24 protein-coding genes are annotated in these 20,100 nt (G+C 60.6%); 13 read left to right on the top strand and 11 right to left on the bottom strand.

Features of this window, described 5'->3' with window-relative positions; all coding sequences use genetic code 11:
* Positions 1 to 126 precede the first annotated feature (126 nt).
* Positions 127 to 576, top strand: coding sequence for a YhcB family protein (locus ACXMYO_RS03950; RefSeq protein WP_438766978.1), 450 nt, complete (start codon positions 127 to 129; stop codon positions 574 to 576).
* Between the two features lie 32 nt (positions 577 to 608).
* Here ACXMYO_RS03950 and ACXMYO_RS03945 read toward each other — a convergent pair whose 3' ends face one another.
* Positions 609 to 1,364, bottom strand: a complete 756-nt coding sequence (locus ACXMYO_RS03945) for a Nif3-like dinuclear metal center hexameric protein (RefSeq protein ID WP_457807877.1) — start codon at positions 1,362 to 1,364, stop codon at positions 609 to 611.
* A 198-nt stretch (positions 1,365 to 1,562) separates the two neighbouring features.
* Between ACXMYO_RS03945 and ACXMYO_RS03940 the strand changes: the two genes are divergently transcribed.
* A complete protein-coding gene (locus ACXMYO_RS03940; RefSeq protein WP_457807876.1) occupies positions 1,563 to 2,801 on the top strand; it encodes a trypsin-like peptidase domain-containing protein in 1,239 nt (412 codons plus the stop codon).
* Between the two features lie 31 nt (positions 2,802 to 2,832).
* Here the strand turns inward: ACXMYO_RS03940 and hisD are convergent, their stop codons facing one another.
* From hisD to ACXMYO_RS03895, 9 genes are all read right to left on the bottom strand, one after another.
* Complete coding sequence (hisD, locus tag ACXMYO_RS03935; RefSeq protein WP_457809470.1) at positions 2,833 to 4,149, bottom strand: histidinol dehydrogenase; 1,317 nt, start codon at positions 4,147 to 4,149, stop codon at positions 2,833 to 2,835.
* Positions 4,150 to 4,253: 104 nt separating this feature from the next.
* On the bottom strand, positions 4,254 to 4,910 hold the full coding sequence (hisG, locus tag ACXMYO_RS03930) for an ATP phosphoribosyltransferase (RefSeq protein WP_115853434.1): 657 nt from the start codon (positions 4,908 to 4,910) through the stop codon (positions 4,254 to 4,256).
* A 54-nt stretch (positions 4,911 to 4,964) separates the two neighbouring features.
* The gene (murA, locus tag ACXMYO_RS03925) at positions 4,965 to 6,224 is read right to left on the bottom strand and encodes a UDP-N-acetylglucosamine 1-carboxyvinyltransferase (RefSeq protein WP_457807875.1); all 1,260 of its coding nucleotides are present in this window, start codon (positions 6,222 to 6,224) and stop codon (positions 4,965 to 4,967) included.
* A gap of 20 nt (positions 6,225 to 6,244) precedes the next feature.
* On the bottom strand, positions 6,245 to 6,502 hold the full coding sequence (locus tag ACXMYO_RS03920) for a BolA/IbaG family iron-sulfur metabolism protein (RefSeq protein ID WP_438766970.1): 258 nt from the start codon (positions 6,500 to 6,502) through the stop codon (positions 6,245 to 6,247).
* A 127-nt stretch (positions 6,503 to 6,629) separates the two neighbouring features.
* Positions 6,630 to 6,983, bottom strand: a complete 354-nt coding sequence (locus tag ACXMYO_RS03915) for an STAS domain-containing protein (RefSeq protein WP_438766968.1) — start codon at positions 6,981 to 6,983, stop codon at positions 6,630 to 6,632.
* Complete coding sequence (locus ACXMYO_RS03910) at positions 6,983 to 7,639, bottom strand: MlaC/ttg2D family ABC transporter substrate-binding protein (protein WP_457807874.1); 657 nt, start codon at positions 7,637 to 7,639, stop codon at positions 6,983 to 6,985. Before ACXMYO_RS03910 ends, ACXMYO_RS03915 begins: the two co-directional genes overlap by 1 nt.
* Positions 7,640 to 7,706: 67 nt before the next feature.
* Positions 7,707 to 8,168, bottom strand: a complete 462-nt coding sequence (mlaD, locus tag ACXMYO_RS03905) for an outer membrane lipid asymmetry maintenance protein MlaD (RefSeq protein ID WP_438766964.1) — start codon at positions 8,166 to 8,168, stop codon at positions 7,707 to 7,709.
* The gene (gene mlaE, locus ACXMYO_RS03900) at positions 8,168 to 8,944 is read right to left on the bottom strand and encodes a lipid asymmetry maintenance ABC transporter permease subunit MlaE (RefSeq protein WP_115853440.1); all 777 of its coding nucleotides are present in this window, start codon (positions 8,942 to 8,944) and stop codon (positions 8,168 to 8,170) included. Before mlaE ends, mlaD begins: the two co-directional genes overlap by 1 nt.
* Positions 8,944 to 9,756, bottom strand: a complete 813-nt coding sequence (locus ACXMYO_RS03895) for an ABC transporter ATP-binding protein (protein ID WP_115853441.1) — start codon at positions 9,754 to 9,756, stop codon at positions 8,944 to 8,946. The genes mlaE and ACXMYO_RS03895 overlap by 1 nt, the downstream gene beginning before the upstream one ends.
* A 220-nt stretch (positions 9,757 to 9,976) precedes the next feature.
* On the opposite strand from ACXMYO_RS03895, the gene ACXMYO_RS03890 reads away from it, so the two are divergent.
* The 11 genes from ACXMYO_RS03890 to mgtE all read left to right on the top strand — a co-directional run bounded on the left by ACXMYO_RS03890 (position 9,977) and on the right by mgtE (position 18,643).
* Positions 9,977 to 10,960, top strand: coding sequence for a KpsF/GutQ family sugar-phosphate isomerase (locus ACXMYO_RS03890; protein ID WP_457807873.1), 984 nt, complete (start codon positions 9,977 to 9,979; stop codon positions 10,958 to 10,960).
* An 87-nt stretch (positions 10,961 to 11,047) separates the two neighbouring features.
* Positions 11,048 to 11,602, top strand: coding sequence for a KdsC family phosphatase (locus tag ACXMYO_RS03885; RefSeq protein WP_457807872.1), 555 nt, complete (start codon positions 11,048 to 11,050; stop codon positions 11,600 to 11,602).
* 32 nt (positions 11,603 to 11,634) lie between these two features.
* Entirely contained in the window at positions 11,635 to 12,225 is a 591-nt protein-coding gene (gene lptC, locus ACXMYO_RS03880) for an LPS export ABC transporter periplasmic protein LptC (RefSeq protein WP_438766957.1), read from the top strand.
* A 40-nt stretch (positions 12,226 to 12,265) separates the two neighbouring features.
* Positions 12,266 to 12,823, top strand: a complete 558-nt coding sequence (gene lptA, locus ACXMYO_RS03875) for a lipopolysaccharide transport periplasmic protein LptA (RefSeq protein WP_457807871.1) — start codon at positions 12,266 to 12,268, stop codon at positions 12,821 to 12,823.
* Positions 12,823 to 13,548: an LPS export ABC transporter ATP-binding protein gene (gene lptB / locus ACXMYO_RS03870; RefSeq protein WP_457807870.1), complete on the top strand. Its 726-nt coding sequence runs from the start codon at positions 12,823 to 12,825 to the stop codon at positions 13,546 to 13,548. Before lptA ends, lptB begins: the two co-directional genes overlap by 1 nt.
* 119 nt (positions 13,549 to 13,667) lie before the next feature.
* Positions 13,668 to 15,086: an RNA polymerase factor sigma-54 gene (locus tag ACXMYO_RS03865; RefSeq protein ID WP_457807869.1), complete on the top strand. Its 1,419-nt coding sequence runs from the start codon at positions 13,668 to 13,670 to the stop codon at positions 15,084 to 15,086.
* A gap of 168 nt (positions 15,087 to 15,254) precedes the next feature.
* The gene (gene hpf / locus ACXMYO_RS03860) at positions 15,255 to 15,566 is read left to right on the top strand and encodes a ribosome hibernation-promoting factor, HPF/YfiA family (RefSeq protein WP_115853448.1); all 312 of its coding nucleotides are present in this window, start codon (positions 15,255 to 15,257) and stop codon (positions 15,564 to 15,566) included.
* 4 nt (positions 15,567 to 15,570) lie between these two features.
* Positions 15,571 to 16,044 (top strand): PTS IIA-like nitrogen regulatory protein PtsN, encoded by a 474-nt coding sequence (gene ptsN, locus ACXMYO_RS03855; RefSeq protein ID WP_438766949.1) that lies wholly within the window; start codon positions 15,571 to 15,573, stop codon positions 16,042 to 16,044.
* Between the two features lie 11 nt (positions 16,045 to 16,055).
* Complete coding sequence (rapZ, locus tag ACXMYO_RS03850) at positions 16,056 to 16,952, top strand: RNase adapter RapZ (RefSeq protein ID WP_438766947.1); 897 nt, start codon at positions 16,056 to 16,058, stop codon at positions 16,950 to 16,952.
* Positions 16,939 to 17,208 (top strand): HPr family phosphocarrier protein, encoded by a 270-nt coding sequence (locus ACXMYO_RS03845; RefSeq protein ID WP_438766945.1) that lies wholly within the window; start codon positions 16,939 to 16,941, stop codon positions 17,206 to 17,208. Before rapZ ends, ACXMYO_RS03845 begins: the two co-directional genes overlap by 14 nt.
* An 82-nt stretch (positions 17,209 to 17,290) precedes the next feature.
* On the top strand, positions 17,291 to 18,643 hold the full coding sequence (gene mgtE, locus ACXMYO_RS03840; protein ID WP_457807868.1) for a magnesium transporter: 1,353 nt from the start codon (positions 17,291 to 17,293) through the stop codon (positions 18,641 to 18,643).
* Between the two features lie 43 nt (positions 18,644 to 18,686).
* On the opposite strand, the gene pmbA is transcribed toward mgtE, so the two are convergent.
* A complete protein-coding gene (pmbA, locus tag ACXMYO_RS03835; protein WP_457807867.1) occupies positions 18,687 to 20,024 on the bottom strand; it encodes a metalloprotease PmbA in 1,338 nt (445 codons plus the stop codon).
* Positions 20,025 to 20,100 lie beyond the last annotated feature (76 nt).

The raw sequence follows: 20,100 nt of genomic DNA, 5'->3' as shown, positions 1-20,100 counted from the left end.
GTCATCGCTGATGGGCACGATTATGTCGTGAGTGAATTGACCCGAACAACATGACGCCTTCTATAATGGCCCATCGCATGGTCACGCCGGTCGTGCGTGCAATCAGCATCGAAGAGGGGAATTCTGGTGAACGAAGGCAATATTGATTGGGTAGTCGCCATTGTGGCGCTGCTGGCAGGCATCGCGATCGGCGTGTTGATCCGCCATTTCTCGGGAAATCAGCGAGCGACCAGCCAGAAACTCAAGCAGCGACTCGCTGAAACCGAGCTTGAGCTCAAGGGATTACGCGACAACGTAAATACGCATTTTGCCGATACCATGGCACTGGCTCGCAATATCACTCGTCAGAGTGAAGAGCTCCAGACACGACTTGATGCAGATGCCGAAAGCATGACCAGCGACCCGGCGCTCAAGCGTCAGCGCCATGTCGACACACCGGAAGATAGCGAGGAAGAGGCGGCATCTCTTCACGTGCCGCGCGACTACGCCGACAGCAATGGCACGCTCGATGAGAGTTACGGACTGCGCCAGAAGCAGGAAGACGACAGCGCTGCACCACAACCGCCCCGCTACTGATCCCAGAGCAGCTGTCGGTGCGCCGGCAGCCGCTATACCGGATTATCGATATCGGCAAAGCGGTGTTCGACCTCGTGGCGCTGCGATAGCCATTCGCCCAGCGCACGAATGCCATCACGCTCCGTGGCGTGGTGGCCGGCCGCATAATAGGTGATCCCCATTTCGCGGGCCAGATGCGTGGTTCGCTCCGACACCTCACCGGACACAAAGGCGTCCATGCCGGCTTCCGCCGCCTCGATGATCTTGTCCTGCGCCCCGCCCGTGCACCATGCAATACGCTTGATGGGCCGATCATGGCCCGAAATCATCAGCGGCGTGTGATCAAGACGCTGCTGGAACCGTTCGGCCAGCGCCTGCTGTGTGCACTCGGCCATCTCGCCATGATACAAAAGCCCCTGCCCCATTTCGCCGTCAAGCACACCCTGTACCTCCCAGCCCATGCGGCCGGCCAGCAGCACGTTGTTGCCAAGCGTTGCGTGGGCATCGAGCGGCAGATGCCAGGCCACCAGGTTGATGTCGTGTGCCAGTAGTGTCGCAATACGGCGCTGCTTCATGCCCGTAATGGCCACCGGCTCGTTTTTCCAGAAATAGCCGTGATGGACCAGCACCATGTCGGCCTGCCATGCCACCGCTTCATCGAGCAGCGCCTGACTGGCCGTCACACCACTCATGATGCGCGTCACCTGATCGCGGCCCTCGACCTGCAGTCCGTTGACGGTAAAATCCTTGAAACGCTCCGGCGTCAGCAGCGCCTGCATGTCATCCAGTAATACCCTGCGTGTGCTCATGTCGTCTCTCCCGGTCATCCATTCCTGAAAGTGTAACGCCTGCATCGGACATTGCTGACGCCTCGGTGATAAACTCGCCCCACTCTAATACGTCAATGCGATCTGCGTGCCAAAAGACCGAGCTCATACCGTGCATGCCGGATCCCGATACTCTGCAAGTCTGCAGCCCAGCGCTGTCTGTTTCAAAAGGATGTTGTCATGCGCCGATTTCTGGTGCCCCTGATCTGGCCTGTCGTGTGCGGCGTGCTGCTGGCGCTGGTACTGCTGGATCACATGCCGCAGATCATCGACAGTGGCGAGCGCCCTGCCGGTGACAGCCGCCAGGGGCCGAGCGTCACTACCCCGCCCGCCATGCAGGCTGCCACGCCCCCCGTACAGCGCACACCGCCGGTCACGCGCGATGCAACGCCTCTGCACCGCGGCCCGGGGACTGCAAGCTACTCCGACGCCGTTCAAAAGGCAGCGCCGGCCGTGGTCAATGTCTATTCATCGCGGCTGGTTGAGCGCGACCATCATCCACTGATGTCCGACCCCTTCTTTGAGCAGTTCTTTGGCAACAGCCAGTCCGGCCGACGACGCATGCTCTCGAGTCTGGGCTCGGGCGTTATCGTCAGCGATGAAGGCTACATCCTGACCAACAACCACGTGATCAGCGGTGCCGATGAAGTCCAGATTGCCCTGCGTGACGGCCGCGAGACGCTGGCGACCGTCATCGGCACCGACCCGGAAACGGATCTGGCCGTTCTCAAGATCGATCTTGACAACCTGCCGGTCATCGACCTTGCCGATGCGACCAATACCCGTGTCGGCGACATTGCTCTGGCCATCGGCAACCCCTTCGGCGTCGGACAGACCGTGACCATGGGCATTATCAGCGCCACCGGCCGCAATCATCTGGGGCTCAACGCCTACGAGGATTTCATTCAAACGGATGCCGCCATCAATCCGGGCAATTCAGGCGGCGCGCTGGTCAATGCCGAAGGCGCGCTTGTCGGGATCAATACGGCCATCTTTTCACGTACCGGTGGATCACAGGGCATCGGGTTTGCCATCCCTACCAACCTGGCGCATGGCATCCTCAACGATCTGGTCACCCGTGGGCGGGTGGTCAGGGGCTGGCTGGGCATCGAGGCAAGAGAGGTCAGTTCAAGCCTTGCCTCGTCGCTGGATATCAACGCCCCACGCGGGGTCGTGGTATCGGATGTGGTGGAGGGTGGCCCGGCGGCACAGGCCGGCATCCGGGTGGGCGATCTGATTTTGTCGATCGATGGCAAGCCGCTGCTGGATGCCCAGACCGCCATGGTGGATATCGCCGAGATCGAGCCCGGCAAACAGCTGCCGGTCGAGCTTTATCGCAGCGGCAAGCGGTTTGGCGTTAACGTGAGTGTGGGCGAGCGCCCCAGTCGGCCGGTAACGCCGGCACAGCCCGAGAGCTGACCGGCGCTTGATGACTGACAGCGTTTGAAGATCAGTCGCGGTCGCTGTCGATACGGTTTTCGGCCGAGCGGGCGTGCGCCGTCAGCGACTCGCCTCTTGCCAGTACGGACGCCGTTTTCCCAAGCGTTGACGCTCCCTGCGGTGAGCACTGAATCAGCGACGAGCGCTTTTGAAAGTCATATACCCCCAGCGGCGAGGAAAAACGCGCCGTGCCGGAAGTGGGCAGCACGTGGTTGGGCCCGGCGCAGTAATCGCCCAGCGCCTCGGCCGTATAGCGACCCATGAAAATGGCACCGGCATGACGCACCTGCTCTGCCAGCCGCTGCGGCTCGGCCACCGAAAGCTCCAGGTGTTCCGGCGCGATGCGATTGGCAAGCGTTATGGCCTGCGCCTCGTCCTCGACCAGAATCAGGGCGCCACGGCGCGACAGCGATTCGCGGATGATGTCGGCACGCTCAAGCGTGGGCAACAACCGCTCGATGCTCTGTGCTACCGCCTCCAGATGCTGCGCGTCCCAGCTGATCAGGATCGCCTGAGCGTCTTCATCGTGCTCGGCCTGCGAAAATAGATCCATCGCCAGCCAGTCCGGATCGGTGCCGCCATCAGAGACCACCAGGATTTCCGAAGGCCCGGCAATCATGTCGATGCCGACCTGTCCGAACACCGCGCGTTTGGCCGTGGCCACAAAGATATTGCCCGGCCCCACGATCTTGTCGACCTTCGGAATCGTTTCGGTCCCGAACGCCAGTGCCGCCACGGCCTGCGCCCCGCCAACCGTAAAGACGCGGGCCACGCCGGCCACATGGGCCGCGGCCAGCACCAGCTCATTGAGCACGCCATCCGGTGTGGGTACGACCATGACAATATCTTTCACGCCAGCCACGTGGGCCGGAATGACATTCATCAGCACCGATGACGGATAGGCGGCCTTGCCACCGGGCACATAGACGCCGGCCCTGTCGAGCGGTGTCACCTTCTGCCCCAGCATGGTGCCGTCGGCTTCTTCATAGGACCAGGATTCGGGCTTCTGGCGTTCGTGGTAGGCGCGAATGCGATCACCCGCCACCGCCAGTGCCTGGCGCTGCGTTTCCGGCAGCCCATGCCATGCCTGTTCCAGTCGCTCGGCGCTCAATGTCAGTGCCGACATATCCTGAACGTCAAGACGATCGAACTGACGGGTGAGATCCATGACGGCGGCATCGCCGCGGCGACGAACATCGGCAATGATGGCGTCCACGCTGCGCTGGACCTCGGCGCTTGAAACGCTTTCCCAGTCCAGCAGTGCTTCCAGCCGGGTATCGAAATCCGGCTGCTGTGTAGAAAGTCGATGTATGCTCTGCTTGTCCATCACGCCTGAATGACTCCTTGCATTCCGGCCTGTGCCGGAAAGTATCATGCGACACCGATAGAGCAGCGTCCTGCGCCGGCTGACCGGTCAGTACCCGGTCGGACTCAGGACGACATGTCGCTGTAACGGCGCGCTTCCACGGCCTGTCCCATGCGCTCGATCAACGGCCCCAGTCGCGCGTGCTCCACGGTCATGGAGGCCTTGTTGACCACCAGACGCGTGCTGATATCAGCGATCAGCTCGCGCGGTGCCATACCGTTGGCACGCAGGGTATTGCCGGTATCCACGATATCGACGATCTCATCGGCGAGATTCATCAGCGGTGCCAGTTCCATGGCGCCGTACAGCTTGATGACCTCGGCCTGAATACCCAGTCCCGAGTAGTAGCGCCGGGCGATATTGACGAACTTAGTCGCCACACGACGCCGGGCACGCCCGGGGGTAACGCCCTCGATACCCGCCGTCATCAGGCGACAGCGTGAAATATCCAGATCCAGCGGTTCATAGAGCCCCTGGGCGCCATGTTCGAGCAGAACATCCTTGCCGGCCACACCCACGTCGGCGGCGCCCATTTGCACATAGGTCGGCACATCAACAGCACGCAAAATGACCAGCTTGACGTTTTCAAGCGTGGTGTCGAACAAGAGTTTTCGGCTCTTGTCGAGCGGCTCCAGCGGCTCAATGCCGGCAGCAGCCAGCAACGGCAGCGTCTCCTTGAGAATTCGACCCTTGGAGAGCGCCAGTATCAGCGGTTTACTCATGTGATCTTCAATGGCTGCAAAAATGAATCGGCGTGGCGTGTACCCGTGCGGCCCCTAGCGCGGCACGCGACGAATACGCGCCCCCATCAGCTGAAGCTTTTCCTCGATGCACTCGTAGCCGCGGTCGATGTGATAGATACGATCCACTACCGTCTCACCCTCAGCGACCAGTGCGGCAATGACAAGGCTTGCCGAGGCGCGAAGATCGGTCGCCATGACGGGCGCGCCGCTCAAGTGCTCGACGCCGTTGACCAGTGCCGTGTTGCCTTCCAGGGAAATGTCCGCGCCCATGCGGTTGATTTCCTGAACATGCATGAAACGATTTTCAAAAATGGTTTCAACCACACGACCGCTGCCTTCGGCCACGGCGTTGAGCGCCACGAACTGCGCCTGCATGTCGGTCGGAAAGGCCGGATAGGGTGCTGTGCGAATGTTGACGGCTTTGGGCCGGCGACCATGCATGTCCAGCGAAATCCAGCCGTCGCCGGTTTCGATCTCGGCACCGGCTTCCTCCAGCTTGAGCAGCACCGCTTCCATGGTATCGGCGCGGGCATTACGCACCCGGACCCGGCCACGAGTCGCCGCTGCGGCCACCAGAAAGGTGCCGGTTTCGATGCGATCGGGCATAACGTCGTAGTGACAGCCGTGCAGGCGCCTGACACCCTCGATGGTAATGGTGCTGCTGCCATGGCCGCTGATGTTTGCACCCATTGCGATCAGACACTCGGCCAGATCCACGATTTCAGGCTCGCGGGCGGCGTTTTCCAGCACGGTACGCCCTTCGGCAAGCGTTGCGGCCATCAGAAGGTTTTCCGTGCCCGTCACCGTAACCGTATCCATCACAATATGGGCGCCTTTCAGACCATCGGGCGCTCTGGCACGAATGTAGCCGCTTTCCACCTTGATATCGGCGCCCATGGCCTGCAGACCGCGGATGTGCAGATCCACCGGGCGAGAGCCGATGGCGCAGCCGCCGGGCAGCGAGACATCGGCGGTCCCGAAATGGGCAAGCAATGGCCCCAGTACCAGAATCGAGGCCCGCATCTTTTTGACCAGATCATAGGGGGCATGACAGTCCCTGACCCGGCCATCGAGCTGGATGCTCATCTTCTCGCCCATGATGGGCTCTACCCCCATGCGCCCGAGCAGCTCGAGCGTGGTGGTAATGTCCTGCAGATGCGGCAGGTTGCCGATGGTTACCGGCTCATCGGCCAGCAACGTGGCAGCAAGAATGGGCAGGGCCGAATTCTTGGCACCTGACGTCCAGACTTCGCCGGACAGCGGCCGGCCACCGCTGATAATCAGTTTATCCATTCATCAGGCTTCCACGGCAATCAAACACGATCTGAATCAGGTGACGCACTGGCCCACTGAGCCGGCGTTCTGGCCTTGATGGTAATGGCATGCAGCGCGCCGCTGGCAATCTCTTCGGAAAGCGCCGAATAGATCAGCTGCTGACGTTTGACGGGACTCATGCCTTCAAAAACGTCACCGATGGCGGTGACCTGAAAATTGCACCCTTCTCCCTGAATATGAAATTCACATCCATCGATTCGGGCCTGGAGCAGGTGCTTGACCTCTTCGGGTTGCATGATGACTCCTGTACTGGTGTGTTGGGTGCCAATGGTAAATGAAAAGCATGACCCGGCGCGAATGGACATAAAAAAAAGGCGGCGTCAGTGACGCCGCCCTTCAATCATGAATTATCGACTCAGAGGTTCACGACTCGCCGGCTGTCGCAAACGAGGTTTCATGCGCCGGAAACACATCGCTCAACTCTGCCATCTCGATGAGTTCACGCATGCTGTCCGAAAGCGTGATGCGATCCACTTCCAGCGTTCTTTTCTGTGTCATGCGCAGCCACTCAAGCAGCACCGAGATGGTGGCGCTGCTGGTACGGTTAACGCCGCACAGATTAAAGGAGACCTGTGCCCCCTGATATTTCTCGAGCCAGTTGATACCGGCCCTGGCCAGCTCTGGCGCGTTGTCAAAGCCCGGTGCGCCCTTCAGGTAAAGGGCAGCATCGCGAGCCTCGAGGGTAACGGCATCATCGCTGTAGAGCGTATCGCTCATCAGCCCTGGGCCTTCTGGTTGTCTCCGTCGCCCTCTTCAAGGTCAACATCGGGCGACCAGCCGTTGATGACCGTATCAAAGTCGCGGTTATTGGAGCGCATGGCCTGGTCAAACTGGTTGCGGAAAGTCAGCCCCAGATTGATGCCGTTGACCACCACGTTGATCACTTTCCACTCGCCGCTGCGCTCACGCATTGTGTAGGAGACCGGATAGCGCTGGCCATTGGCCGCCACGACTTCCATATCAACGCTGGCCTGATCTTCGTAGCGCGTGTTCTGATTGTTATCGAGTACACGCACGTCCTGGTAGTCAAACGTCACCAGCCCCTGGGCATAGGTATCGATCAGGGTCTGCTTGAACACGCGCGCAAACCGGCTGCGCTGCTCAGGGCTTGCCGCCTGAAAGTACTTGCCCATGACGCTTGCCGAGGCATAGCGCCAGTCAACGATGGGGTCGATGTTCTGCTCAACCACACTTTTAAGCTCGTCGGGGTTGTTGCGATAGCGGTCCTGATTGTTGTCGAGCTTTGACATCAGCTGTTCAACGCTCTGGCTGACCACCTCGTGCGGAGACTGATTGGCCGCCTGGGCAGACATCACGCCCATGCCGATCATGGCCGCTACCAGTACACCGACATAACGGGAGACTTTTTTCATCTACATCACCTCCTGGCGATACATATTGCGGGAGCGCCGAATAACGTCGCGACGCTCGTCGTTGAGGTTACTTGGACATGTTCGAGACAAACTGTTGAATCAGCTCTTCGAGCACCAGCGCCGACTGCGTATCGCGAATGGTGCCACCATCCTCGATCATCTCGGGCGCCCCACCGGTTGAAAGGCCGATGTATTTCTCGCCCAGAAGCCCTGCCGTCAGAATAGACGCCGTGGAGTCTTCCGACAGCTTTTCACCCACATCGCTGTCGATCTTCATCGTTATACGTCCTTCAAGCCACTGCGGGTCCAGCTCGATGTCCGTGATACGGCCCACGGTGACACCCGCCATGGTGACTCTTGAACGCTCCTTGAGACCACCGATGTTGCTGAAGTTCGCATGCACCGTGAAATTCTGCTCAGCCTGCCCGGGAGCGAGACCACTTACCTGTAGACCCAGAAAAACGAGTCCCAGAAATCCGGCCAGTACAAAGGCACCCACACCGGTTTCAAGCCACTTAGAGCGCTTCATCAGAATTCTCCAAACATCAGCGCGGTCAAAATGAAATCCAGCCCCAGCACGGCCAGCGAACCAAAGACAACGGTTCGAGTCGTGGCGCGCGAAATTCCCTCGGAGGTCGGTACGAGATCGTAACCCTGAAAGACGGCGATCCATGTCACGACGACACCAAAGACCACGCTTTTCAGCATGCCGTTCATGACATCATCCATGAAGACAACGCTGCTTTGCATGTTGCCCCAGAACGAGCCCTGATCGACACCCAGCCAGTCCACGCCGACAAGGTAGCCGCCTGCAATACCGATCACGCTGAAAAACACGGTCAGTATCGGCATGGACACAAAGCCTGCCCAGAGCCGTGGCGAGATGACCCGACGCAACGGATCAACGCCGATCATCTCCATGCTGGAAAGCTGCTCGGTTGCCTTCATGAGTCCGATCTCGGCGGTCAGCGCCGAACCGGCACGACCGGCAAACAAAAGCGCCGTCACGACAGGGGCCAGCTCCCGCAACAGGGACAGTGCCACCATCTGGCCCAGCGCCTCATCGGCGCCGAACCCGGACAGCACCAGATAGCCCTGAAGTGCGATGACCATACCGATGAAAAGCCCCGAGACAGCAACGATGGGCAGTGACATGACACCCACGAAATACATCTGTCGCAGCCACAGCCTGACACCTTCAGCGCGGGGCAGATGGCAAAGGGCCTGTGCCAGAAAGATGGCACTGCGCCCGAGCGATTCGAGCGCATCCAGCGTTTTTTGCCCCAGAGACGTCAACGGTGACATCACGACACCTCCGATGGGGCAAGAATATCTTCGTAGAAATTCTTCGAGGGATAGTGAAAGGGAACCGGCCCGTCAGGCTCGCCCCGAATGAACTGGCTGACCCGGGGGTCCTGCGCTTCGCGCAGTGATGCCGGCGACCCGCTGGCCATCACGCGGCCATCGGCAATCACGTAGACATGATCGGCAATCGATAGCGTCTCCTTGATATCATGGGACACCACAATGGCCGTCATGTTAAAGGCGCTGTTGAGTCGGCGAATCAGCGTGACCAGTACCCCCATGGAGATGGGGTCCTGACCGACAAAGGGCTCGTCATACATGATCAGGTCCGGATCCAGCGCAATGGCCCGTGCCAGCGCCACACGCCGGGTCATGCCGCCTGAAAGCTCGGCGGGCATCAGATCACGGGCGCCACGAAGGCCCACGGCCTGCAGCTTGATCAGCACCAGATCACGAATCATGTGTTCGGGCAGGTCGGTATGAACGCGCAGCGGGAAGGCCACGTTTTCAAACACGCTCAGATCCGAAAACAGCGCCCCGCTTTGAAACAGCATGCCCATGCGACGACGCATCCGAAACAGCGCCTGACGGGAGAGCCGATGCACGTTGTCCTGACCGACATGCACACTGCCCGAATCCGGCGTGAGCTGTCCGGCGATCAGTTTGAGCAGGGTTGTCTTGCCGGTGCCACTGGGTCCCATGATGGCCGTAATGCGCCCTTTCGGAATCTCCAGATCAACGCCCGAAAAAATGGGTCTGCCAGCTCGCGAGAAGTGAAGATTCTCGACGCTGACCAGTGTTGAGTCGGACATACAACTCCTGAGTAAACACAAAAGGATATGGAGTTAGCGAACATCGTATCCGAATTATACCCACCCCCACCAGTGCCCGTTGCCGTCAACTGCCATAAAGGCATAAAAATCACGTGTTCGATGATCGACAAGCACCCTGCCACCGACGCAGAAATGGTTCCGGTATCGTCTAAACGGTTGCGCTTGTGCCCGGGGGCATCCGGCGTCAGAATTCACTGCCATGACGACACCTGATACCGATTACGACTTTCTGGCCAGCGCACGACGCACCCTTTTGCTTGAGCAAAACGCCCTGAAGGATCTGTGCGAGCGTCTCGATGAGCCCTTTACCCGCGCCTGTCAGCACATTCTGCGCTGCAGCGGTCGTGTGGTGGTCATCGGCGTCGGCAAGTCAGGCCATGTGGGACGAAAAACGGCGGCCACCCTGGCCAGTACCGGCACGCCCTCGTTTTTTGTGCATGCCGGCGAGGCAAGCCACGGCGACCTGGGGATGCTGGTGCGCAACGACCTTGTCCTGGCGCTGTCCAACTCCGGCGAGACCGCTGAGCTGACAGCGCTTTTGCCGCTTTTCAAGCGGCTGGGCACCCCCATGATCGCAATGACTGGCAATGCCTTATCAAGTCTTGCCAGACACGCCGACGTCCATCTTGATGCCAGCGTGGCACAGGAGGCCTGTCCGCTGAACCTGGCGCCGACCTCCTCCACCACGGCGGCCCTGGCGCTGGGCGATGCGCTGGCAATTGCCCTGCTTGAAGCGCGTCGTTTCGGCCCGGAAGACTTTGCCCTGTCTCATCCGGGCGGCACGCTGGGCAAACGTTTGCTGCTGCGCGTGGAAGATCTGATGCACACCGGCGACGAACTGCCGGTCATTCATCAGGAGGCGATGCTCAGCGAGGCGCTGATGGAAATGACCCGCAAGGGCCACGGCTTCACCTGCATTACTGATGATGCCGGCCGTCTCGTGGGCATCTATACCGATGGCGACCTGCGCCGGACGATCGATCGCCACGGCGATGTTCGACAGCTGATCATCAAAAATGTCATGACGCCGGGCGGACGTACCATCGAGGCGCCAACGCTTGCAGCCGAGGCCGTCAGGATCATGGAATACCACCGCATTACGGCACTGGTCGTGGTGGATGACCGGCATCGGCCCACCGGGCTTCTCAAGATGCACGACCTGCTCAGAAGCGGCATTGTCTAGCATCATTTCGCTTCATTCGAAGGCAAAAGCGCCTGCTGCTGGCCACACACGGTCGATCAGCCTGCTCAATATTTGAAGGCACACGCCATGACACGCTTTGATGAGACGAGCACTTCACTGACGGCGCGCGCCCACCCCATTCGCCTGCTGGCGCTGGACGTCGACGGCGTGCTGACCGATGGGCGCCTTCGTTACACCTCACAGGCCCAGCACGATGGCGACAAGGTATTCCATGTTCGGGATGGTCTCGGACTCAAGCTGGTCATGCAGGCCGGCATCGAAGTCGCCCTGATCACCGGTCGGGTCTCCCCGGCCGTCGACCGACGCGCCCTTGAACTGGGCATTCGCCACGTCATTCAGGGCCGGGACGACAAGCGCGTCGTGCTAAAAGCCCTGATGGCGGAACACGATCTGGCGCCCGAAGAAGTGTGCTACTGCGGTGACGACCTGCCGGATCTGGGCGCCATCATGCATGCAGGGCTGGGCGTGACGGTAGCCGATGCGCCGGATTATATTCGCCAGCGTGCCGATCTGGTCACCCGGGCAGACGGCGGACAGGGCGCGGTGCGTGAACTCTGTGAGTGGCTGCTGAGCGCACGCGGCGTCTGGCAGGATATCATTGGTGCGCACGAGCGGCCCTGAGGCTGCAGCGCTTACTCCGACAGGAAGTGTACATGGCTTTTCGAGACAGACTCCCGTCCGGACGAACACGGACACGCCTTGGCATTCTGGCACTGGTACTGGCGCTGGGCGGCGTTCTGACGCTGATCGATCAGCGCAACACCCTGATGACACCAGGGCCGGCGCCGGACAGCGATGCCGGCGTTCCGGACTATTACCTTGAAGGCGTGTCCTATACCCGCTTCGATGACCAGGGCCGCATGTCGCAGACCATGGAAAGTCCACGCGTATCCCACACGCCCGAAGATGACGTGACACGTGCCACAACGCCGCATTTCACGCTGCTGGGCAGTGATGGCAATCGCTGGACGGCCGATGGCGAGCGCGCCACGCTCGGGGCGAATGCCAACACGTTTGAACTGGCCGGTAACGCCGTACTGCGTCAGCCGGCGGACGGGTGGCAACTTGAAACGGATGTACTGCATTATGATGTACCGTCACAACATGCATGGAGCGATAGTGACGCCATCTTTACCCAGAACGAGCAGCGAACCCGTGGTGACCGCTTTGACGGCTGGGTCAACGAGGATCGCATGACGCTTGAAGGCAATGTGCAGGGCTTTCACCCCCCCATTCGCCAGTAATCGCCGCCTTTTTCAAACATGAATGATGACAAGGATTCCCATGATGCGCCCTGTGCTGCTGTGTACCTCTGCCCTGCTGCTGGCACTGCTCGGTCAGCAGGCCATGGCCCTGGAAAGCGATCGCCAAAAGCCCATCAACATCGGTGCCGATGAGCTCAATATCGACAACCGTGCCGGCACGGCCGTCTATACCGGCACCGTCGAAGTCGACCAGGGCACCATGAAGCTGCGCTCCAGTCAGGTTGAGCTCAAGCGCGCCCAGAGCGGCGGCCTGTCGAGCCTGACGGCCAAGGGCGGCAGCGGCGGACGCGCCTACATCGAACAGCAGCCGGCGCCCAACGATCCGCTGGCCAAGGGCTGGGGCAACACCATTATCTATCATGCCGGCGAGCGACGCGTCGAACTGATCGGCAACGCCGAGCTGCATCAAAGCGGTGACACCTTCAACGGCGGCTACGTGGAGTATTTTCTCGACTCCCGCCAGGTCAATGCGCGCGGCAACCAGAGCACTCAGGGCAGCAGCAGCTCTGACAGCAGTTCAGGCGGACGCGTCCGCATGCAGCTCACCCCCGAAGATCAACAGGGCAGCAGCAATTAATGAAAACCCTTCACGCAGCCCATCTGGCCAAAAGCTTCAAGGGGCGCCGTGTCGTTCAGGACATCAGCCTGTCGATCCGACAGGGCGAGATCGTGGGTCTGCTCGGCCCCAACGGGGCAGGCAAGACCACCTCGTTTTACATGATCGTGGGCCTGATCCAGGCCGATGCCGGCCGCGTCGCCATCGATGATCTTGATCTCAGCCGCAAGCCGATGCACAAGCGTGCTCACGCCGGCATCAGCTACCTGCCTCAGGAAGCCTCCATCTTTCGCAAGCTTTCGGTGGCCGACAACATTCTGGCCATCCTTGAAACGCGCAAGGATCTTGATCGCCATCAGCGTCGCGAACGTCTCGATCAGCTGCTTGAAGAGTTCAGCATTACCCATATTCGCGACAACATGGGCATGAGCCTGTCCGGCGGTGAGCGCCGGCGCGTCGAGATCGCACGCGCCCTTGCCATCGAGCCGGCCTTTATTCTGCTCGATGAACCCTTTGCCGGCGTGGATCCCATCTCGGTCGGCGAGATCAAGGGCATCATCCGCCAGCTCCGCACCCGGGGCATTGGCGTTTTGATTACCGATCACAACGTGCGTGAAACGCTCGACATCTGCGACAACGCCTACATCGTCGGCAGCGGCCTGATTATCGCCGAGGGCGATGCCAATGCCGTGATGAACAACCAGCACGTACGTGACGTCTATCTGGGCCACGAGTTTCGCCTTTAGCCCCATCGACTTATCAGTCAATGGCATGGTATTTGCAGTTCATGGCGCCTTCAGCACTTGCAAGGTCGCCACGGACTGGATAGCGTGGCACCAAACGTTGGCGACCGGGCGTTACGACCATGATGAAACCCGCCTTACAGCTTCGTACCGGCACTCAGCTCACCATGACGCCGCAGTTGCAGCAGGCCATTCACCTGCTGCAGCTGTCCACGCTGGATCTGCAGCAGGAGCTTCAGATGGCGCTGGAGAGCAACCCGCTGCTGGATCTCGAAGAAGAGCACACCGTTGAGCAGCCGGAAACGCCGCTTTCGCAGGATGAATGGTCCGACACCATCCCGGAAGAGCTGCCGCTGGATGCCCGCTGGGACGATGTGTATACCAACGGCAGCAACAATACCCCGGGCGCGGCGGAAGACAGCTGGAATATCGAGCACAACGCTCAGGCCATCGATCTGACGTCACATGTGCGCGAACAGATCCTGCTGATGGACATGGACCCGCGCGAGCAGCTGATGACCGACACGCTGCTCGATGCGCTGGAGCCCAGCGGCTATCTCGGCACGGGGCTTGAAGACCTCGTCAGGGGGCTGCGCCAGCAGGGCCTTGCCGATCTCGCACAGGCCGAGATGGAGCGCATGCTGGCACGTCTTCAACAGTGTGAACCCACGGGCGTTTTTGCCCGCGACCTGCGCGAATGCCTGCTGTTACAGCTTGATCAGCGATCAAGCGACACCCCCTGGCTTGCCCAGACCCGACGCCTGATTCGCCAGTTTCTCGAGCCGCTGGGGCAAAATGATCGCCGTCTTCTCAAACGTCGTCTGAGTCTGGATGACGACGCCCTTGATGAGGTGATCCATACCATTCGCTCGCTCAACCCGCGCCCCGGACAGGACTTCGAGGCCGTTGATCAGCACCTTGTCGTCCCGGATCTGATCCTGCGCTATCACGGCCGTCATGGCTGGCAGGTCGAACTCAATCAGGACGCGCTGCCAAAACTTCGCATACAGCCCGATTATGCCGCGATGGTGCGTCGTGCCGATAAAAGCGAGGACAACACCTTCCTCAAGGAGCACCTTCAGGAAGCACGCTGGCTGCTCAAGAGTCTGTCGAGTCGCAACGACACCCTGCTGCGGGTCGGACAGGAAATCATGACGCGACAGGCAGGCTTTGTCGATCACGGGGATGAGGCCCTCAAGCCCATGATTCTGGCCGATATTGCCCAGGCCGTGGACATGCATGAATCCACCATCTCCCGGGTCACCACGCGCAAATACATCCATACGCCGCGCGGCATCAAGGAGCTCAAGTACTTTTTCTCGAGCCATGTGGGCCAGGAAGGCGATGCCCACGCCAGCACGGCGATTCGCGCCCGCATACGCAAGTTCATCGGTGACGAAGCGCCGCGGCGCCCACTCTCCGATGCCCGGCTGGTGCAGCTTCTGGCCGACAACGGCATCATGGTCGCCAGGCGCACCGTGGCCAAGTATCGTGAGGCCATGGGCATTCCTTCCTCCAGCGAGCGCAAGCGTCTGGCCTGAATCCCGCCATGAAATATGGCGCCTCGAAAGCCCTGCGACAGATAACGATGTGATTCAGGGTTTGCGCTGACCGGAAAAGCGTTACAATCTGAGAGTAGCCGGAGAGGCTTGCAGGTCCGGCAGACCACACGGGCTGCCGGTTATCCGTTTCGATTCAGGGAGCATGCCATGCAGGTAAACATTACCGGGCACCACGTCGAACTGACCGATGCACTGCGCGAGCACGTCAATCAAAAGCTTGCCAAGCTGGAACGCCACTACGACAACATCACCAATGTTCAGGTGACCCTGTCTGTCGAGAAGGAGCGCCAGCAGGCTGCGGCCACGCTCCACGCCGCAGGTGCCGAGCTTCATGCTCAGGCCGAGCAGGAAGATCTCTATGTTGCCATCGATGCCTTGACCGAGAAGCTGGATCGACAGTTGCTCAAGCACAAGGAGAAAACACAGGCCCGCTCCCAGGGCAACGGCAAATACCTGTAAACCCATGACACTTGATCAGATACTCCCCTCCGACCGAATCCTGTTTGACGTGGAAGGAGGCAGCAAGAAGCGCGTGCTGGAGTTTTTCAGCGGGTTCGTCTCACAAAACATTCCCAGTCTCGACAGTCAGGAAGTCTTTTCCCGTCTGATCAGCAGGGAGCGTCTGGGGAGTACCGGTGTGGGGAATGGCGTGGCCATTCCCCATGCACGCAACTCACACTGCCGCCAGCCACTGGCCGGATTCATGCGTCTTCAGCAGGCCGTGGATTTCGATGCCATCGATGGCGAGCCCGTTGACCTGCTTTTTGTACTGCTGGTACCGGAAGCCGCCGAAGACACGCACCTCTCCCTGCTGGCACAGATCGCCGAAGTCATGAACGCTGCCGAAACCCGGCATGCCCTGCGCAACGCCCACGATGAACAGGAACTTCATGACATTCTGATGCAGGCCATCAGTCAACTTTCCACGCGAGTATAAGCAGCATGGCCATGGAACTAGTTATCGTCAGTGGACGCTCCGGTTCCGGGAAATCCATTGCGCTGCAGGCACTGGAAGATCAGGGCTTTTATGCCATCGACAATCTTCCGGCGATGCTGTTGTCGGCACTGATCGACGAACTCGAAGCCGGCAGCCCGCACCGCAACCGTGTCGCGGTCAGTATCGATGCCCGCAATCTGCCCAGTGCGCTCGAGCGTTTTCCGGAACATCTGGAAGCGCTTTCCAACCGCGGCATTCACTGCCAGGTGGTCTATTTAACGGCCGACTCACGAGTGCTGCTTGAGCGCTACGCGGCCACACGTCGCCGCCACCCGCTGACGCGGGAAACCCAGATGACGCTGGCCGAGGCGATCGAGGCGGAGCATCAGTTCCTCTCGCCCCTTCGCTATACGGCCGATCTGATCATCGACACCTCCAATCAGTCCGTCCATGACCTCAGACGTCGCGTGGCCGAACAGGTGGCGCGCCACGACATCAATGACCTGACGCTGACCTTTGAATCCTTTGGTTTCAAGCGCGGCGTGCCGCTGGATGCCGACATGGTGTTTGACGTGCGCTGTCTGCCCAATCCCTACTGGGATCCGCGCTATCGCACCCAGACCGGTCAGGACGATGACGTGATCGCCTTTCTGGAAGCCCATGACGAGGTCAGGGCAATGTTTGGCGATATCTGTCAGTGGCTCGAACGCTGGCTGCCCTCCTACCTTGCCAGCCATCGCAGCTATCTGACCGTGGCCATCGGCTGTACCGGCGGCCAGCACCGATCGGTCTATCTCACCGAGCAGCTTGGCGAGCACTTTGCCGGTCAGTTCCCGGCCGTGCGCATTCGCCATCGCGAACTGACCATCCAGCGCGCTGTCAGCGAGGCGGGTGATGCTTCAGCGTGAACTGACACTGACCAACCGTCGCGGGCTGCATGCACGCGCCGCGACGCGTCTTGTGCAGTGCTGTCAGCCCTTTGACTCGAAAGTGACGATTCACCACGGTGACAAAAGCGCCGATGCCGCCAACATCATGTCCCTTTTGATGCTGGCCGCACCCTGTACCAGCGTGGTGCAGGTGCAAGTGGAAGGCGAGGATGCCGAAGAGGCGCTGGCCGCCATCGTGGCGCTTTTTGATGCGCGCTTTGATGAAGACCAGTAGCGCCCTCGGGCGTTAACGAACATTGTTCGACTCTCTGCTAGAATGCGTCTCTTACATGGGCTGACACCGGGATGTCACGGCAATGAGCAACAACCACAAGAGACGTCAGCCTCGTCTGGAGCGACTCGAAAACGCTCTGGCGCAGCGGGAGATGGACCAGGTGCGCCGCCTGCTTCGCCGCGGCCTGCCGCCTGCCGACATTGCTCAGCTGCTGGAATCCACGCCCCCGCGCGAGCGTGACATCCTGTGGGAACAGGTCGACAGTCACGCCAAGGGTGAAATCCTTCAGTATCTCAATGACGATATCCAGACCGGGTTTCTGATCCGAATGGATGCCTCGCAGCTGCTGATGGCCACCCAGCAGCTCGATAACGACGACGCGGCCGATTTGCTGCAGCGTCTGCCGCATACGACGCTTGAAGACATCCTGTCGATGATGACGCCCACCCGCCGGGCGCGCATCGAAGCGGTCCTGTCCTATCCCGAGGACACGGCCGGCGGTCTGATGGACACCAACACCGTCACGATTCGTCCGGATGTCACCCTGGAGGTGGTGCTGCGCTATCTGCGTCGCCACAAGCGCCTGCCCGAATCCACCGACAGCCTGCTGGTCGTGACGCGCCACGACGAGCTGATCGGGGCCCTGCCCATCAATCGCATTCTGGTCAGTGACCCCGGCATCAGCGTGCGGGAAATCATGGATACCGACGTGGTTACCCTCACGGCACTGATGCATGAAGATGAGGTGGCCAGCATTTTCGAGCGCCGAGACCTGATATCGGCGCCGGTCATCAGCGCCGACAACCGGCTGCTGGGACGCATCACCATTGATGACGTGGTCGATGTCATCCGCGAAAATTCGGCGCGCACCATGATGACCATGGCAGGTCTTGAAGATGAAGAGGACACCTTCGCCCCGGTACTGCGCACCAGCCGCCGTCGCGCGGTCTGGCTGGGCATCAACCTGGTGGCGGCCACCATCGTCTCGATTGCCATCGGCTTTTTCGAGGACACCATTCAGCAGATTGCCGCGCTGGCCGTTTTGATGCCGATCGTGTCCAGCATGGGCGGCATTGCCGGATCACAGACCCTGACCGTGCTCATTCGCGGTATTGCGCTGGGACATGTGTCGGGCGCCAACGTGCGCTGGCTGGTGGTACGCGAGCTGCTGTCCGGCTCGATTAACGGCGTGCTCTGGGCGGGCGTGGTCGCCGTCATGGCCGTGGCGCGTTTTCATGACGCCAAGCTTGGCGCCATCATTGCCATGGCCATGATCATCAATCTGCTGGTCGCGGCGCTGGCAGGCACCCTGATCCCGGTTATCCTGAAAAAGCTGTCGATCGATCCGGCACTGTCAGGCGGGGTACTGCTGACCACCATTACCGATGTGGTGGGCTTTGTGGCCTTTCTGGGGCTGGCCACCGCCCTCTATTGAAGCGCCTTCAGGACCTCGACCGGTCCTGAAGGTCTATGCCTCTTTATCCGGCAATCATCATGTCATCGATCAGCCAGCTGCCGGTATGCACGCTGCTGCGCCGATCGATGTCATCGCCCAGCGCAGCAAGATTGCGGAACATGTCGCGCAGGTTGCCGGCAATGGTGAACTCCTCCACCGGCGCCACGATCTCGCCTTTCTCAATGAGAAAACCTGCCGCCCCGCGGGAGTAGTCGCCCGTTACCGTATTGACCCCCTGGCCCATCAGCTCGGTTACCAGCACACCGCGCTCGATGCGGCCCACAAGCTCTTTTTCGGGCGTCAACGGCGCCTGTAGACGCACGTTGCGCGCCCCGCCGGCGTTGCCGGTGGTGACAAGCCCCAGTCGCCGGGCGCTATAGCTGGAGAGCATCCATCCTGCCAGCCGCCCATCCCGGATAAAGTCGTTGTCCCGCGTATAGACCCCCTCATCGTCGTAGGCGCTGCTGGCCATGGCGCCATATTCACGCGGGCGCTCGCCAAGGCTCAGCCACTCGGGAAACAGTGACTCTCCCATGGCGTCGCACAAAAAGGAGGATTCGCGAAACACGGCGCCACCGGCAATGGCGTTGAGAAAATGGCCAATGAGCGAGCGTGCCATCGCCGGCGTAAAGAGCACCGGCATTCTGCCGGTTTCCATGGTTCGAGCGCCCAGTCGCGCCATGGCCTGCTCGGCCGCCACGCGGCCGACCGCCTCCGGCGCCCGAAGGCGAGAGGCGTCACAGTTGACGGTGTAGTCGTGATCGCGCTGCATCCCGGCGCTGTCGCGAGCAATCATCATGCACGACAGCGCGTGATGACTGGCGCGCGTGACACCCATGAACCCATGGCTGTTGCCATAGACACTGACGCCTTCACTGGTGGTCAGCGAGGCGCCATCGCTGCTGTCGATGCCTTCCAGTGCCAAACCGCCCTGCTCGCAGCGTTTGGCAAGTTCGATCCCCTCATCGGGCTCAAGCGCCCAGGGGTGATGAATACCCATGTCGGGCAGCTCTCGTGCCAGAAGCGCCGGGTCGGCAAGCCCGGCGGCCGGATCTTCCGCCGTATAGCGGGCAATATCAAGCGCCCGACTGACGGCATCCACCAGTGAAGCCGGTGACGCGTCACTGCTGGAGACGCTGGCCCGGCGCCGGCCCAGATACAGCGTGACACCGATGCCCTGATCACGTGCCATTTCCAGCGTCTCGACGCTGCCCCCGCGCACGTTGATCTCCATGCCCTGCTGGACGCTGGCGCCGATTTCACAGGCATCCGCGCCGGCACTTCGGGCGTGTTCCAGTGCCTGCGCCACGGCCGTTTCCAGTGCCGCCTGCTGACCATCAATATCCAGTGTGCTCGCCATGGCGCTCTCCTGTCTGTCCTGGAAGGGGAACGAGCCTGATATACTCGCCTCCCCTATTCATTGGTTCTTCGCTCGC

The sequence above is a fragment of the Kushneria sp. EE4 genome, from assembly GCF_977968315.1.
This window is presented reverse-complemented; position numbering and strand designations above follow the sequence as displayed.